A 15,524-nucleotide genomic window follows, 5' to 3' on the forward strand; every position below is an offset into this window, starting at 1 on the left:
ACGGGGAGCAGCAGATGGGCCACTACAAGAGCAATCTCCGGGACCTCGAGTTCAACCTCTTCGAGGTGCTCGGCATCCAGGAGTACCTGGGCACGGGCCCCTTCGCCGAGGCCGACCCGGACACCGCGCGGACCGTGCTGTCCGAGCTGAACAAGCTGGCCACGGGCGTGGTCGCGGATTCGCTGGTCGACGGCGACCGCAACCCGCCGGTGTTCCACCCGGACAAGCACGACGTGACGATGCCCGAGTCGGTCAAGAAGGCGTTGCACGCCATCGTGGAGAACGGCTGGGACCGCATCTCGCTGAGCTCCGAGCTCGGCGGCTTCGGCATCCCGCCGTCGGTCGCGTGGGCGGCCGCCGAGCTCATCCTCGGCGCGAACCCGGCCGTGTTCTTCTACATGGCGGGCAAGACGTTCGCCCAGATCGTGCACAACAACGGCACCGACGAGCAGAAGCGCTGGGCCGAGAACTTCATCGAGCGCGACTGGGGCTCGACCATGGTGCTCACCGAGCCCGACGCGGGCTCCGACGTGGGCGCCGGCCGGGCCAAGGCGTTCAAGCAGGACGACGGCTCCTGGCACATCGAGGGCGTCAAGCGGTTCATCACCGGTGCCGCCCAGGAGGACATGAGCGAGAACATCATCCACTTGGTGCTCGCGCGTCCCGAGGGCCCCGGCATCGAGACCAAGCCCGGCACCAAGGGCCTTGGCCTGTTCCTGGTCCCGATGCACCACTTCGACCCGAAGACCGGCGAGCTGACCGGCGAGCGCAACGGCGCCTTCGTCACAGGAGTCGAGCACAAGATGGGCATCAAGGGCTCGACCACGTGCGAGCTCACCTTCGGCCAGCACGGCGTGCCCGCGAAGGGCTGGCTGCTGGGCGAGGAGATCAACGGCATCGCGCAGATGTTCGACGTCATCGAGCACGCGCGGATGATGGTCGGCACCAAGGCCATCTCCACGCTGTCGACGGCCTACCTGAACGCGCTGGAGTACGCCAAGGAGCGCGTGCAGGGCGCCGACCTGACCCAGATGCTCGACAAGACCGCGCCGCGCGTGACCATCACGCACCACCCGGACGTGCGGCGCAGCCTGCTCAAGCAGAAGGCGTACACCGAGGGCATGCGCGGGCTGTACTTCTACACCGCGCAGTTCCAGGACAAGATCGCGCTGGGCAAGGCGTCGGGCGCGGACGTGTCGCTCGAGGTGGCGGTGAACGACCTGCTGCTGCCGATCGTCAAGGGCGTCGGCTCCGAGCGTGGCTGGGCCATGCTGAACGAGTCGCTGCAGACCCTCGGCGGCTCCGGCTTCCTGCAGGACTACCCGCTCGAGCAGTACATCCGCGACGGCAAGATCGACAGCCTGTACGAGGGCACGACGGCCATCCAGTCCATGGACTTCTTCTTCCGGAAGATCATCCGGGACAAGGGCAAGGCGCTGGGCTTCCTCGCCGGCGAGATCACCGGCTTCATCGACTCCGAGGCCGGCAACGGCCGGTTGAAGGAGGAGCGCGCGCTGCTCAAGCAGGCGCTCGAGGACGTGCAGGGCATCCTGGGCTCGCTGGTCGGCTACCTGACCGCGTCACAGGAGGACACGGCGAACCTCTACAAGGTCGGCCAGCACACGGTCCGGCTGCTGCTCGCCGCGGGCGACCTGGTGATCGGCTGGCAGCTGCAGCGCCAGGCCGAGATCGCCCTGGCCAAGCTCGGCGGCGAGGTGCCGGCCAAGGACAAGCCGTTCTACGAGGGCAAGGTCGCGGCCGCCCGGTTCTTCGCCAAGACCGTGCTCCCGACGATCACGGCCGAACGCAAGATCGTCGAAATGGCCGACAACTCCCTGATGGAGCTGGACGAGGCCGCCTTCTGATGATTCATCTCGTTTGACGATGGCGGTGATGCGGGTACCTCTCTGCCAGAGGCGCTGACTTCGCGGAGGTCAGCACAGGGCACTAGAGGGAGCACCGATGAGTGTCACCGGAATCATCACCGCCATCGTGATCGGGTTGATCCTCGGCGTGCTTGGCCGCGTGGTTGCGCCGGGCAAGCAGTCGATCCCGATCTGGCTGACCATCGTGGTCGGCATCATCGCCGCATTCATCGGCACGGCGCTCGCCCGGGCGTTCGGCGTCGACCAGACCAGCGGCATCGACTGGATCGAACTGATCCTGCAGATCATCGTCGCGGCGGTGGGCGTTTCGCTGGTCGCCGGCTTCTACGGCAGGCGGCGCGGCGTAACCCGGTAAACCTGCAGAACCGGAAAGGCCCGGCGGGTACATCCCGCCGGGCCTTTCCATGCGCCCACCCGGTCCATCAGGCGGGCATTTCGACGTGAGGCAACGACTCACCCCGAGGGCTTCCCTGCGTCGGGTTATCCACAGGAGCCCGGTTGTCCACAGATCCACTTCGCGCGCCCCACACCCCCTTTCACCTCGATAGACTGGCATTAAGGGGTGCCCCCGGGAGGGTGGGGCTGCCTTCGCGCGCGAGGCGAAAGCGCACCAAAGCCCGGCGGTTCACCCCGAACCCGCGGGCCTTTTGGTGCCTGCTCGGCCCGGCCCCCTAGAACCCACCAGAGGACTGGGCTGCTGTCGCGCGCGAGGCGGAAACACACCAAAGGCCCGGCGGTTCACCTCGAACCGCCGGGCCTTTTCGGTGCGTGCTCAGCCGCGTTGGGCTCGGGCCGCGCCGAAGCAGTAGATGCCGAACGCCGCGAACCCCAAGGCCACCACCACCAGGATGACCACGCCGAACGGCTGCGCCCCCAGCGTCTTCAACGCCGCGTCGAGGCCGCCGGCCTTGCCTGCGTTCGAGTCGAGCGCCGCGGTGCCGATCAGGATCCCCACCACGCCGATCGCCACGCCCTTCGCGATGTAGCCCGCCACCCCGGCCCGCCGCACCCACTGCTGCGTGCCGCGGGGCAGCTCGACGACGTTGAGGTCCTCCATGAACGTCTTGCGCACCCCGGTCACGATCTGCGCGATCCCCGCGCCGATCACGGCGAGCGCCACGATCCCGACCAACACCCGGCCGGCGGGCAACGACAGCAGCTTGGCCGTCATCTCCTTCTGCGAGCTGTCGCTGGACTGCCCGCCCGACCCGGCCGCGAACTTGATCGCGTACGTCCCGATCGCCAGCGCCACGATGCCGCGGACCACCGCGCCGATCTTCTTCATCACCCGCTTGCGGCCCGCTTCGATCCAGTGGAAACCGGTCGCCGCCAGCAACAGCTGCCACAACCCGAACGCGAGCAGCCCGATGGCCAGCACCCAGAGGAGGACCTTGCCGAACCCGCCCTGCGCCACGGTGGCGACCGCGCCGTGCTGGTCGGCCTCTTTGCCGGAGTCACCGAACGCCACCTGCAGGGCCAGGTAGGCGATCAGCAGGTGCACCACGCCGTAGCAGGCCTGGCCGATCCGGCCGAAGACCTCCACCGGCCTGCTGCGTCTTACCTCGTTCGCTGTGCTCACTTCGCGCCTCCCAAGGGTTCTTGGGAAGTGTTGCCCGGCCGTCGAGCACCCGCCGGAATTGCTAGGCCGTTCGGCCCAGTGACGTCAGAGGTAGAGGCCCGTCCCGTGCTCGATGCGCTCGGAGGCCACCGCGTGCACGTCGCGTTCGCGCATCACCAGGTAGGTCCGGCCCTGCACCTCGACCTCGAGCTGGTCGTCGGGGTTGAACAGCACCCGGTCGCCGACCTTCACCGTGCGCGCGTTGGTGCCGACGCCGTGCACGTCGCCCCAGGCCAGTCTGCGTGCCACCTGCGCCGTCGCCGGGATCACGATCCCGCCGCTGGAGCGGCGCTCCCCTTCCTCCGGCGTGAGCTGCACGAGCACGCGGTCGTGCAGCATCTGGATCTCGAGCTTCTGTGGGGGCACGGGCAAATCGTAGCTACTCGTCGATGCCGCCCATCATCAGCGCCAACCGCGACGGGCCGTCGTCGGTGAGCGTCACGGGCACGCCCCAGTCCTGCCGGACCAGGTGGCACGCGGGGTGCTCGACGTCGATGTCGCAGGCCGCGCCCTGCGCGACCACGTGCAGCACACCCTCGGCGATCCCGTGGGCCAGCACCAGCTTCCGGGTCAGCTCGGTGCCCTCGCCCGCGCCTTCGACGAGCAACTCCGGCGGCGACGACGTGACCTCCAGCCGGGTCGACGGGCCGTAGCGCTCGTCCAGCTTCTGGCCGGGTGGTGGCGTGAAGACCACGGTCAGCTCCACGGCCCCGGGCGCGAGTTCCGTCGGCGGCCTGCGCACCTGGTGCCGGTCGCCGCCGACCTCCTGTACCCGCAGCTCCGGTCGTTCGATCCGGTGCGCGGCGGACGCGACGACCAGCAGTTCCCCGTTGCGCACCACGAGCCCCGACGGCTCGGCGATGCCGGTGGCGAGTGTGCTCACCTCGCCGGTTTCCGGGTCGTAGCGCCGGATCGCGCCGTTGTAGGTGTCGGCGACCGCGATCGCGCCGTCGCCCAGCACGGCGACGCCCAGCGGGTGTTGCAAAAGCGCCTGGTCCGCCGGACCGTCGCGGTGACCGAAGTCGAACAGCCCCGTGCCGACGGCGGTGTGCACCTGGTCGCCCTCGATCCAGCGCAGGGCCGAGGTCTCGGCGTCGACCAGCCACAGCCGGTCCGCGGTGGCCGCGAGCCCGGACGGCTGCGCGAAGAAGGCGTCCGCGACCGGCCCGTCCTGCAGGCCCTCCACCGTGGTGCCCGCGAACCGCTCCACCGTGCCGCGCACGGGATCGAACGCGCTCAACGTGTGGTTGCCCGCCATGGCCACGACGACCCGGTCGCGCCACCACACCACGTCCCACGGGCTGGTGAGGTCGACGTCGGCCGCCGGGCCGTCGCTCGGCCCGGTGCGCCACTGCCGACCGGTCCCGGCCACAGTGGACACCTCGCCGGTGATGGTGTTCAGCCCACGCAGCAGGTGGTTGACGGTGTCCGCGACGACCACGTCGTACCCGACCCGCGCGGCGACGTCGGCGGGCAGCACGGCCAACCCCGACGGCTCGGCGAAGCTGGGCGCCTGTCCATCCGCACGCCCACGCTCGCCGGTGCCGAAGGTCCGCAGCACGGTCGTCCCGTCCGATTCGACGACCCGGTGGTGCGCGGTGTCCGCGACCAGCAACGTGCCACCCGGCAGCGCCACCGCCTTCGCCGGGAACCGCAACTCTGTGCCCGGCGCGGTCGGCGCCACGAACGGCCCCGCCCCACGGCGCAGCGTTCCCTTGGCCTCGTGCTCGGCGACGAGCTCGGTAAGGATCCGACGCAACGCCTCGCCGTGCCCCTCACCAGCGGCGACGTGCACGACGTAGCCCTCGGGATCGACGACGACCAGTGTCGGCCACGCCTTCACGGCGTAGGCGGACCACGTGGTCAGCTCGGGGTCGTCCAGCACGGGGTGCCGCACGTCGTACCGCTCCACCGCGGCGGCCAGCGCCTCCGGGTCGGCCTCGTGCACGAACTTCGGCGAATGCACCCCGACCGTCACCAGCACGTCGTCGAACTCGGCTTCGAGCGGCCGCAGCTCGTCCAGTGCGTGCAGGCAGTTCACGCAACAGAAGGTCCAGAAATCCAAAAGCACGAACCGGCCGCGGAAGTCCTGCATCGAAAGCCGTTTGCCCCCGGTGTTCAACCACCCTCGGCCGGTGAGTTCTGGGGCCCGGACCCTGGCACGCGCAACCGTCACACCAGTACCCAACAACGTCCGGAAGGGACGGTGTTCCCCGGGGTCAGCGAACCGACTTCGGACCCACGATGCTCGCGCCCAACGCCGTCACCCGGCTGATCAACTCCCGGTCCGCGGTCGCGACCACGACCGTCCGGTCGTCCGCCGCGGCCACCAGCGACACGATCTCGTCGTCCCCGCTGCCCGGCGCCGCGACCACCCGGACCCCGGGCACCGCGGTCACCCCGCGCGCCTGACCTTCGACGACGAGGACCAGCTCCGGTGTCACCCCGCCGGTCAGAACGCCCAGGTCAGGAGCGGAAAGCCGGTCCCGGAGGCGCTCCGTGGCGCCTGCCCGGTCGCGCCACCAACCGTCCGGCACCGAGCCGACCACATTGGCCGCATCGATGATCAACAATGGTGCCACCACGCCATACTCCTAGTACGTTCCGTACGGCCCGTAGAACACATACCCACGCCAGAAGAACACGCGCCGGGAGGCCTTGGTTTTTCCCAGTTTTTGGATCGGTCATCTGTGGAGACGCTGAGCGCCGCTGGTGCTACCGGGCGTAGCCGCCACCAGGCCCGCCGACTAAGCTCAGTAAAGACCTTCGGGGGGCCAAGTGGGACCGATGACCGAAAAGATCGGATTCGGAACGGTATTCGCGATGCGCGAGTTCCGTGCCATCTGGGCCGCGTACGCACTCTCCACCGCGGGCGACCAGTTGACCCGTGTCGCCCTCGCCATCCTCGTCTTCAACCGCACCGATTCCGCCTGGCTGACCGCACTCACCTACGCGCTCACCTTCATCCCGTCCATCTTCGGCGGCGCGCTGCTGTCCGGCCTGGCCGACCGGTTCCCCCGCCGCACGGTCATGGTCATCAGCGACCTCTGCCGGGCCGGGCTGGTCGCCGTGATGGCGATCCCCCGCATGCCGCTCGCGCTGATCTGCGTGCTGCTGGTGTTCGTCGTCCTGCTCGGCGCGCCGTTCCGGGCGGCGCAGGCGGCCGCGCTGCCCGACATCCTGCCCGGCGAACGGTTCGAGGTCGGCCTGGCGATCCGCAACATCACCCAGCAGGTCATGCAGCTGGTCGCGTTCGCGGGCGGTGGCCTGCTGATCACGGTCATCACGCCCAACGGCGCGCTCGCGCTGGACGCGGTCACGTTCCTGCTGTCCGCCGCGCTGGTCAAGTTCGGCATGCAGTTCCGACCGCCGCCCGCGGGGGCGGAGGCCGGCGCGCCCGAGTCCGCCGCGGGCAAGGCCGTGCACATGATGCGCGGCGGCATGCGCGCGATCTGGGAAGACCCGGCGCTGCGCTCGCTGACCGCGTTGGTGCTGCTCACCGGCCTGCTGATCGCGCCGGAGGGCCTCGCCGCGCCCTACGCGCAGGCGATCGGGCACGGCACCGTCGGCACCGGGTTGCTGATGGCCGCCGACCCGGCGGGCAGCGCGCTCGGCGCGTTCCTGTTCGCCAAGCTGGTGCCCGCCCACCTGCGGTCCCGGCTGATCGGTCCGTTGGCGCTGCTCGCCGCGGTGCCGCTGATGATCTGCGTGATCAAGCCCGGGCTGGTGCCCGCCATGCTCCTGTGGGCCGTCACCGGCGCGCTCGGCACCGCGTACGTGATCCAGTCCAACGCCTCGTTCACCCGCCGGGTGCCCGATGCCCGCCGCGGCCAGGCGTCCGGCCTGATCGCGACCGCGCTGCTGGCGGCGCAGGGCGTCGGCGTGCTGATCGCCGGCGTGATCGCCGAGTTCACCGGCGTGTTCAACGCGGTGGCCATCGCGGGCGTGCTGGCCGTTGTCCTGGGCATCGGCCCGGCGGCGACCTGGCGCCGGGTCAACCCCGACCACGCCCCCGGCACGGGCACGAAAACCGCCGAAGCCTGATCAAGTGTTGCGCCGCAACATCCGGGTCACACCGGCCGCGACCGTCGTCGCCAGTATCCAGCCGGCCGCGATCAGCAACACCGAGATCCACTGCGACGGCCCGGAGATCTGCCATCGGTTCTTGTGCCCGAAGTCGACGATGGGCACCAGCAGGTCCAGCGTGTAGAGCACCGGGTTCCAGTTGAGGTGGTCGTCGGCGTTGATCTCGTGGCTGAGCGGGTGCAGCGCGAACCAGGCCGTCCCCAACGCCAGGCACGCCAGCAGCCAGACCAGCGCGCGCGTCGGGCGGTAGCCGTAGCCGACCATCGCGCGTTGCATCCAGCTCCAGAACAACACGCCGGGCCCCATCACGCGGTAACCGTCGGCGAGCGCGCGATACCGCTTGCGCTGCTTGGCGATCAGCACCGTGGTCGCGTGTTCCTCGTTGCCGTTCGCCCGCAGCATCGCGGCGCACTGGTCGTACGGGCCGGGGCTGTAGGTGCCGATGGCGTTCTCCAGCCACCGCAACCGGTCGACGATGCGCTGGTCGTCGTTGACCTCGATGGGCGTGGCCAGCGAGTCGTAGCGGAAGTCGTCGAGCTGCATGCGCCCGCTGCCGCCGGCCCAGAACGCCGCGTTGTCGTCGAGCACCGCGCACCGCGCCTGGCGCAGGTCGACCCGCCCGCGCGGCGACTGGTCGACGGTGAGCCGCAGCTGCTGGGTGCGCAGGCCGAAGCCGTTGATCGCGACCTTGGCCGGGTCCCGGCCGAGCTGCGCGCCGTCGAAGTTCACCTCGCGGCCGACCTCGGCGTGCACCAGCCGGATCTCGCCGACGGCCGAGAACGGCAGCCGCGGGGTGGCCGAGCGGTCCGCCGCGCACACGAAGTCGCGCCGGATGGTCGCCGACCGGATGTCCACCGACGGCTTGGGGCTGTGGTCGTGGGTGTAGGTGCCGGGGGCGACGAAGCGGCTCGCGCGCAGGTCGAGGTTGGCGCCGATGCTCGCGCCCTGCAACAACATCGAGCCGAACACGGTGCTGTGCCGGCAGTCCAGGTTGCCGCCGATCTTGAACCGGCGGCCTTCCAGCACGTCGGCGCCCCGGTTGGACAACTTCGCCTCGTCGAGCAGGACGCTGCCGTGCACGCTGACCTCGACCAGCCGGGTCTGCCCGGCCAGGCTGGCCCGGCGCAGGTCGAAGTCGCCGCTGATCTCCGTGCCGTCCAGGTGCAGTGCGCGGTCGGGGTAGTTACCGGGCTGTTCCTTGGCGTGCGCGGTGTCCCTGGGCTCGGTGAAGTCCTCCGCGCCACCCGACATGTCCACTGTGGACCCGGTGAGCCGCAGGGAGCCGCCGATCCGCGCGTTGATGATCCGGATCGTGCCCGTGCTGAGGAAACCGTTGTCCAGCACGATGTTGCCGTTGATGTCGCACCGGTCGGCGATCAGCGTGGCCACCGGGTCGAAGAACGGGTCGTCCGACGACGGGTCGGTCACCGGATCGGTCGCCGGCTCCAGCACGGCCGCCCGCAACACCAGGTCGCTGGCCACCTGGGCACTGGGCAGGAAGACGCGGCCGACGGAATGGAACAGGTCGCCGGTGTACGGGTCGCGCCCGCACAGCAGGTGCCCGCCGACCCGGATCCCGTTGCCGTTCAAGGCGAAGCCGTCGGGATTGGTCAGCTGGGCGCCACTGAGGTTGATGTTGCCGCCTGAGCGCATGCCGGGGAAGCGCACCTCCCCTTCGACCCGCATCCGGGTCGCGAGCATGGCGCCGTCGAGGCTGAGCCGGTCGGCGTGCAGCGCGCGATCGCCGGGGTTGCGCAGCTCGGTGTCGTCGAGGATGAGCGAACCGGCGACGTGCGCGTCGGTGAGGTCGACGGTCCCGCCGTCCACAATGGAGCCACGCAGCATGACGTCGTTGTCGCTGCGCAGGTTCCGCGCGGCGAGCCCGGGCAACCAGCACTCGTCGAACTGGCAGCCCGCGACGTTGGCCTGCCGGATGTCCGGCACGGCCGCGAACCGGCAGCGCACGAATTCGAGCAGGTAGGGGAAGTCCAGCGCCCGCAGGTCGAACGTCCCGGTGATCAGGCTGTCCACCACCCGGATCACCGGCGGTGCCGCGTTGCGCCGCCAGAACGCCCACCGGCTGCCGCCGTCGGAGGCGTCGGCCATGCGCCGCATCAGGAAAGCCGCGCGGACCTCGTAGTCCCGCCCCGGTTCGGCGAGCTGCACGTCCAACGGCACGTCGGCGGCCACGCTGTTCCCCGCGAACATCTGATCGACGCGCCGCTCGGCCGGGGTCTCCGGGTTGCCGAACACATCCCGCGGCTTGACGGCCAACCCGCAACCCCTTCCCCGCGCGTCCCCGGAGCTTCCGAGGATATCGGCGCACGCGGGAGCACCAGGCCACTTTGCCGGAACCCGTTCGCCGCGCTCGCCGTACTTCGCGCGACGCACATCGTGCACAACCTGGGCGGCTAGAGCACCTTCGACAGGAACGACTGCGTGCGTTCGTGCTGCGGGTTGGCGATCACGTCCTTGGGCGCGCCGTGCTCGACGATCACGCCGCCGTCCATGAAGACCAATGAGTCCCCGACTTCGCGGGCGAAGCCCATCTCGTGGGTCACCACGATCATGGTCATGCCGGCCGTGGCGAGGTTGCGCATCACCTCGAGCACGTCGCCGACCAGCTCCGGGTCCAGCGCGGACGTCGGCTCGTCGAAGAGCATCAGCTTCGGGTCCATGGCCAGCGCGCGCGCTATCGCCACGCGTTGTTGCTGGCCGCCCGAGAGCTCACGCGGGTAAGCCCGCTCCTTGTCCGCGAGCCCGACCTGGTCGAGCAGCTCCCGTGCCCGCTCACGCGCCTGACCCTTCGGCACGCCCTTGACCTGCGTCGGCGCCTCGATGATGTTGTCGATCACGCACATGTGCGGGAACAGGTTGAACCGCTGGAACACCATGCCGATCTCGCGGCGCTTGCGGGCCACCTCGTCGTCGCGCAGCTCGTAGAGCTTGTCGCCCTTCTGCCGGTAGCCGACCAGCTCGCCGTCCACCCAGAGCTTGCCCGCGGTGAGCTTCTCCAGGTGGTTGATGCAGCGCAGGAACGTCGACTTGCCCGAACCGGACGGGCCGATCACGCACATGACCTCGCCCGGCGCGACCTCCAGGTCGATGCCCTTGAGCACCTCGAGCCGGCCGAAGTGCTTGTGCACGTTCTCGGCCTTGACCATCAGGTCGGCGCTCATGCCCACCCCTCGCTGGCGCTCGGGGCCGGCATTCGCCGGCTCGCAGTGTTTGATGGTTCGGTCGCAAGCTCCCTCAACGCGCCCTCCCGAAGCCGAACAGGTTGGCGAACGGGTTGCCCCGGCTCGTGCGCAGCGAGCCCCGCGAGTAGCGCTTCTCGATGTAGTACTGCCCGATCGACAACACCGACGTGAAGATCAGGTACCAGATGCTCGCCAGCACCAGCATCGGCACCTGCTGCAGGTTCGACGACGCGATCTGCCCGGTCACGGTGAACAGGTCGGACACCGCGATCACCGTGACCAGCGACGTCGTCTTCAGCATGGAGATGGTCTCGTTGCCGGTCGGCGGGATGATCACCCGCATGGCCTGCGGCAACACGATGCGGCGCAGGATCTTGCCGCGCTTCATGCCCAGGGCCTCGGCCGCCTCGGTCTGGCCCTCGTCGACCGACAGGATGCCCGCGCGCACGATCTCCGACATGTACGCGGCCTCGTTGAGCCCGAGGCCGAGCACCGCGCCGAGGAAGATCGGGATCAGCGAGTTCGTGTCGAAGTACACGAACTCCGGCCCGAACGGGATGCCCAGCGACAGGTACTGGTACAGCCGCGCCAGGTAGGACCAGAACACGATCTGCACCAGCACCGGCGTGCCGCGGAAGAACCAGGCGTAGAGCCACGCGACCCCGGCCAGGATCGGGTTCGGCGACAGCCGCATCACCGCGACGATGATGCCCAGCACCACGCCGATCACCATGGCCAGCACGGTCAGCTCGATGGTGATGAGCAGGCCGTCCAGCACTTCCTTGGAGAAGAAGTTCTTCCAGACGGCGTCCCACTGCCACGCCGGGTTGGTGACCAGGCCGTGCACGAACATCGCGGCGAGCACGAGCAGCACCGCGGCGGCCACCCACCGCCACGGGTGCCGCACGGGCACCGCGACGATGGCTTCCGGGGTCTCGCGTCGTTCCAGGTCGGTCGACTCTGTGGTCATCGGTTACTGCGCGCCGTTGACGACCGACTTCTCGATCGCGCCGGAGCCGACGCCCCAGTTGTCGAGGATCTTCTTGTACGTGCCGTCGGCGATCAGCGCGTTCATGCCGTCGGCCAGCGCGTCCTTGAAGGTGCCCGCGTCCTTCGGCACGCCGATGCCGTACGGCGCGACGCCCTCGGCGTCACCGACCTTCTCGAAGGCGTTGCCGGTGATCTTCACCGCGTAGTCGACGACCGGCGTGTCGGCCATGTACGCGTCGATCCGGTTGGCTGCCAAAGCCGCGTTGACGTCGGTCTGCTTCGGGAAGCCCTTGCCGACCGGAGCCGGCTTGCCCGCGTCCTTGCAGATCTTCACGATGGAGCCGTCGGCGTCTTCCTTGGTCAGCGCGTCCAGCTGGACCGTGCCGTTCTCCGCGCCCACGTTCTTGCCGCAGAGGTCGGTGTCGGCCTTGATGCCCTTCGGGTTGCACTTCACGACCATGGTCGAGGTGCCGGCCTGGAAGTACGTGACGAAGTCGATCGTCTTCTCACGTTCCTTGCTGTCGGTCATCGACGACATGATCAGGTCGAAGCGGTGCGACTGTGTACCGGCGATCAGGCCGTCGAAGGTCGCGTTGACGAACTCGGCCTTGAGCCCGAGCTTCTTGGCCAGCGCCTGCCCGAGGTCGACGTCCATGCCGACGATCTGGCTGGAGCCCTCGGGGATGAACTCGTTCGGCGCGTAGGAGGCGTCGGTGGCGATCTTGAGCGTGCCCTTGGACTTGACCGCCGACGGCACCTTGGCCGCGATCGCGGCGTCGACCTGCGGCTCCACCACCAGCGGCTGCGGCGGGGGCGCGTTGACCGGAGCCCCCGGCGTGCACGGAGCGGCCCCACCGGGGTTGTTCTGCGCGCCCGGCTTGTCGGTGGAAGCACCGCAAGCCACGGACAGCGCGGCGGTGACCGCGCAGAGCAGGCCGATTGCGGACAGTCGAGCGCGTCGGGACACTTCGTCACTCCTCGATAGGTGGCCGAGTGGTGCGCATCCTGCCACTCGGACGGGCGATCTCGCATCAACCGAGGGTTACGGACGGATCACCCCTACGCCGGCCAACCACGCAAAAGCACCGCGACCAGGGCTGTCCACCCGGTCTGGTGGGTGGCGCCAAGGCCTTCGCCCGTGTCGCCGTCGAAGTACTCCGAGAACGTGATGTGCCGCGACCAGAGCGGATCCGTGCTCGCCTCGATGCGCTTGCCGTCCGCGGGCCGGACGCCGTCGCTGCCCGGCAGGAAGAGCGCCGCGAGCCGTCGTGACAGCTCCTGCGCCGCGCCGGTCACCGAGACTTGCCGGCCCGAACCGGTCGGCAGGTCGACGGTGACGTCGTCGTAGAAGGTGCCGAACGTGTGCAGCGCCTCCACCAGCAGCGCGTTGGTCGGGAACCACACGGGCCCGCGCCAGTTGGAATTGCCACCGAACATGGGCGTGCGCGACTCGCCCGGTTCGTAGCCGATGCTGTGGTGCTGGCCGGCGATCTCCACGGCGAGCCCGCCGCGGTGGGCCGCGGACAGCGACCGGATGCCGTGCGGCGAGAGGAACTCACCCTCGTCGAGCATGCGGCCGAGCACGCGGCGCAGCTTGTGCTCGTTGAACAGGGCGAGCAGCGCCGAGCGGGTGCCGTCGGGCGCGGTGTGCCAGGTGATCGACTTGCCGTAGGCGGGCTGGTGGCGCAGCAGATAGTTGAGCCGGTCGGCGAAGCGTGGGAGTTCGGTGAACACCCACGGCGGCAGCACGGCGGTGGCGAGCAGCGGGATCAGCCCGACCATCGACCGCACGCGCACCGGCTGCGAGCGCACGGTGCCGTCGGGCTCGAACCGGGTGATCAGGTCGTAGCAGAAGCCGTCGGTGGAGTCCCAGATGCCGCGCCCGGCCGCGCCGAAGCTGGTGAACGCCTGGCCGATGGACAGGAAGTGCTCGACGAACTTGGTGGCGACGTCTTCGTAGGCGTCGTCGTGGCGGGCGAGCTCCAGCGCCATCTGCATCAGGTGCAGGGCGTAGGTCGCCATCCACGAGGTGGCGTCGGACTGCTCGAGCCGCCACCCGGCCTCCAGCGGCGCCGACCGGTTGACCGGGCCGATGTTGTCCATGCCGAGGAAGCCGCCCTCGAACAGGTAGTTGCCGTCGACGTCCTTGCGGTTGACCCACCAGGAGAAGTTGAGCAACAGCTTCTGGAAGACGCGGGCGAGGAACGCGCGGTCGCCTTGGCCGGTCGCGGCCTGCTCGGCGCGGTAGACCTGCAGCGCGGCCCAGGCGTGCACGGGCGGGTTGGCGTCGCCGAACTCCCACTCGTAGGCGGGGAGCTGGCCGTTGGGGTGCATCAGCCATTCCCGGCAGAGCAGCAGGAGCTGGTCCTTGGCGAACTGCGGGTCCACCACCGCCATCGGCACGGTCTGGAAGGCCAGGTCCCATGCGGCGAACCAGGGGTACTCCCACTCGTCCGGCATGGTCATGACGTCGGCGACGTCCACGTGGCGCCAGTGCCGGTTGCGTGCGCGGTTGCCGGCGACCGGCGGTTTGGCGGGGTCGCCGTCGAGCCAGTCGCGGACCCGGAAGCGGTAGTGCTGCTTGGTCCACAGCAGTCCGGCCAAGGCCTTGCGCACCACGGCGTTCTCTTCGGGCGTGGAGTCGCCGAGCGCCCGGTAGAACTCGTCGGCCTCCTGTCGTCTTTCTTCGAACGCGGAGTCGAAACTGGGCCCGAAGGGGTCGCCGTGGCCGGTGCCCGCGATCAGCCGCAACTTGACGGATTTCGTTTCCCCCGCCGCGACGTCGAACCGGTACCACCCGGCCGCCTTGGTCCCCGGTTGCGAGGCGCTACCCGGGTTGACCACCTGGCAGGCGCTGTGGATGCCACGCACGACGTGGTCGTCGATGCCTGCTTTCGTGTAGCGGCAAGGGTTGCTGTCCGCACCGAACAGCCCGACCTCGTCGGTTTCGTTGTCGGTGACCAGAAGCGTGGGTTCGCCCTCGAACTGCAGCGTGTGCCGGCCGAGCTTCCCGTGCTCGGTCAGGACGCGGGACCACCCGTTGGCCTTGGACGCGACCAGGGCCGGCTTGCGCGCGTCGCGGCCCCATGACCAGGTGTTGCGGAACCACAGTTGCGGGAGCAGGTGGAGCGGCGCGGCCTCCGGCCCGTGGTTGGTGGCGGTGATCCGGATGCACACGTCCTGCGGCCCGGCCTTGGCGTAGGTGACCTCGACGTCGAAGAACCGGTTGTCGTCGAGCACACCCGTGTCGGCGAGCTTCGGCTCGCGCGCGTCGCGCCCCTCGTTGGCGGCGAGCTCACGCAGACGCTGATAAGGAAAGGCGGCCTGCGGGTACCGGTAAACGACCTGCATCCAGGAGTGCGATGGCGTGCCATCGGTGATCCACCAGTGTTCTTTGACGTCCTCGCCGTGATTGCCCTCTTCATTAGCGAGGCCGAAGAATCGTTCCTTGAGGATGGCGTCTTTGCCGTTCCACAGGGCGACAGAGAAGTTCAGAAACCCATGCCGATCGCAGAGGCCCGCGATCCCGTCCTCACCCCACCGGTAGGCGCGGGACCGAGCCTGGTCGAACGGGAAATAGCCCCACGCGTCGCCGTTGCCGGAATAGTCCTCCCGCACCACGCCCCACTGGCGTCCAGCGAGGTAAGGACCCCAGAACCGCCAGGGCTCGGGGTCGGTCATCCGCTCGTGTTCCGCGCTCACCACCGCAGTGTGCTGGGGCCCGCTTGAGATAGCCCGGAGCGT

At 69.4% G+C, this 15,524-nt stretch carries 12 protein-coding genes; 3 read left to right on the forward strand and 9 right to left on the reverse strand.

All coding sequences use genetic code 11. The features are described from left to right. Window positions 1-14 precede the first annotated feature (14 nt). Together EV186_RS06120 and EV186_RS06125 are read left to right on the forward strand one after the other, a co-directional pair. On the forward strand, window positions 15-1,865 hold the full coding sequence (locus EV186_RS06120) for an acyl-CoA dehydrogenase (protein ID WP_133848055.1): 1,851 nt from the start codon (window positions 15-17) through the stop codon (window positions 1,863-1,865). A 97-nt stretch (window positions 1,866-1,962) separates the two neighbouring features. Continuing rightward, entirely contained in the window at window positions 1,963-2,241 is a 279-nt protein-coding gene (locus EV186_RS06125) for a GlsB/YeaQ/YmgE family stress response membrane protein (protein ID WP_133848056.1), read from the forward strand. A 417-nt stretch (window positions 2,242-2,658) separates the two neighbouring features. On the opposite strand, the gene EV186_RS06130 is transcribed toward EV186_RS06125, so the two are convergent. From EV186_RS06130 to EV186_RS06145, 4 genes are all read right to left on the reverse strand, one after another. Then, window positions 2,659-3,465 carry a DUF1206 domain-containing protein gene (locus tag EV186_RS06130; protein WP_133848057.1) on the reverse strand — a complete coding sequence of 269 codons (807 nt, stop codon included), beginning with the start codon at window positions 3,463-3,465 and terminating at the stop codon, window positions 2,659-2,661. Between the two features lie 84 nt (window positions 3,466-3,549). Further along, window positions 3,550-3,843, reverse strand: coding sequence for a GroES family chaperonin (locus tag EV186_RS06135; protein WP_133848806.1), 294 nt, complete (start codon window positions 3,841-3,843; stop codon window positions 3,550-3,552). 40 nt (window positions 3,844-3,883) lie between these two features. Next, window positions 3,884-5,680, reverse strand: a complete 1,797-nt coding sequence (locus tag EV186_RS06140; protein WP_279538277.1) for an NHL domain-containing thioredoxin family protein — start codon at window positions 5,678-5,680, stop codon at window positions 3,884-3,886. A 43-nt stretch (window positions 5,681-5,723) separates the two neighbouring features. Continuing rightward, window positions 5,724-6,089, reverse strand: coding sequence for a PIN domain-containing protein (locus EV186_RS06145; RefSeq protein ID WP_133848059.1), 366 nt, complete (start codon window positions 6,087-6,089; stop codon window positions 5,724-5,726). A gap of 238 nt (window positions 6,090-6,327) precedes the next feature. On the opposite strand from EV186_RS06145, the gene EV186_RS06150 reads away from it, so the two are divergent. Continuing rightward, window positions 6,328-7,548, forward strand: a complete 1,221-nt coding sequence (locus tag EV186_RS06150; protein WP_208115485.1) for an MFS transporter — start codon at window positions 6,328-6,330, stop codon at window positions 7,546-7,548. Here the strand turns inward: EV186_RS06150 and EV186_RS06155 are convergent, their stop codons facing one another. From EV186_RS06155 to EV186_RS06175, 5 genes are all read right to left on the reverse strand, one after another. After that, window positions 7,549-9,864 carry a translocation/assembly module TamB domain-containing protein gene (locus tag EV186_RS06155; protein WP_243753837.1) on the reverse strand — a complete coding sequence of 772 codons (2,316 nt, stop codon included), beginning with the start codon at window positions 9,862-9,864 and terminating at the stop codon, window positions 7,549-7,551. A gap of 137 nt (window positions 9,865-10,001) precedes the next feature. Then, window positions 10,002-10,769 carry an amino acid ABC transporter ATP-binding protein gene (locus tag EV186_RS06160; RefSeq protein ID WP_133848061.1) on the reverse strand — a complete coding sequence of 256 codons (768 nt, stop codon included), beginning with the start codon at window positions 10,767-10,769 and terminating at the stop codon, window positions 10,002-10,004. Window positions 10,770-10,842: 73 nt separating this feature from the next. Continuing rightward, on the reverse strand, window positions 10,843-11,760 hold the full coding sequence (locus EV186_RS06165; RefSeq protein WP_133848062.1) for an amino acid ABC transporter permease: 918 nt from the start codon (window positions 11,758-11,760) through the stop codon (window positions 10,843-10,845). Window positions 11,761-11,763: 3 nt separating this feature from the next. Then, window positions 11,764-12,747, reverse strand: a complete 984-nt coding sequence (locus EV186_RS06170; protein WP_166659037.1) for an ABC transporter substrate-binding protein — start codon at window positions 12,745-12,747, stop codon at window positions 11,764-11,766. Window positions 12,748-12,839: 92 nt separating this feature from the next. Continuing rightward, complete coding sequence (locus EV186_RS06175; protein ID WP_243753838.1) at window positions 12,840-15,482, reverse strand: MGH1-like glycoside hydrolase domain-containing protein; 2,643 nt, start codon at window positions 15,480-15,482, stop codon at window positions 12,840-12,842. Window positions 15,483-15,524 lie beyond the last annotated feature (42 nt).

The sequence above is a fragment of the Labedaea rhizosphaerae genome, assembly GCF_004362825.1.
GTDB lineage: Bacteria > Actinomycetota > Actinomycetes > Mycobacteriales > Pseudonocardiaceae > Labedaea > Labedaea rhizosphaerae.

Coding starts and splice junctions, on each gene's coding strand:
- EV186_RS06120 (WP_133848055.1), top strand. CDS start 15: ATGGGCCACTACAAGAGCAATCTCCGGGACCTCGAGTTCAACCTCTTC.
- EV186_RS06125 (WP_133848056.1), top strand. CDS start 1,963: ATGAGTGTCACCGGAATCATCACCGCCATCGTGATCGGGTTGATCCTC.
- EV186_RS06135 (WP_133848806.1), bottom strand. CDS start 3,843: ATGCTGCACGACCGCGTGCTCGTGCAGCTCACGCCGGAGGAAGGGGAG.
- EV186_RS06150 (WP_208115485.1), top strand. CDS start 6,328: ATGCGCGAGTTCCGTGCCATCTGGGCCGCGTACGCACTCTCCACCGCG.
- EV186_RS06160 (WP_133848061.1), bottom strand. CDS start 10,769: ATGAGCGCCGACCTGATGGTCAAGGCCGAGAACGTGCACAAGCACTTC.
- EV186_RS06165 (WP_133848062.1), bottom strand. CDS start 11,760: ATGACCACAGAGTCGACCGACCTGGAACGACGCGAGACCCCGGAAGCC.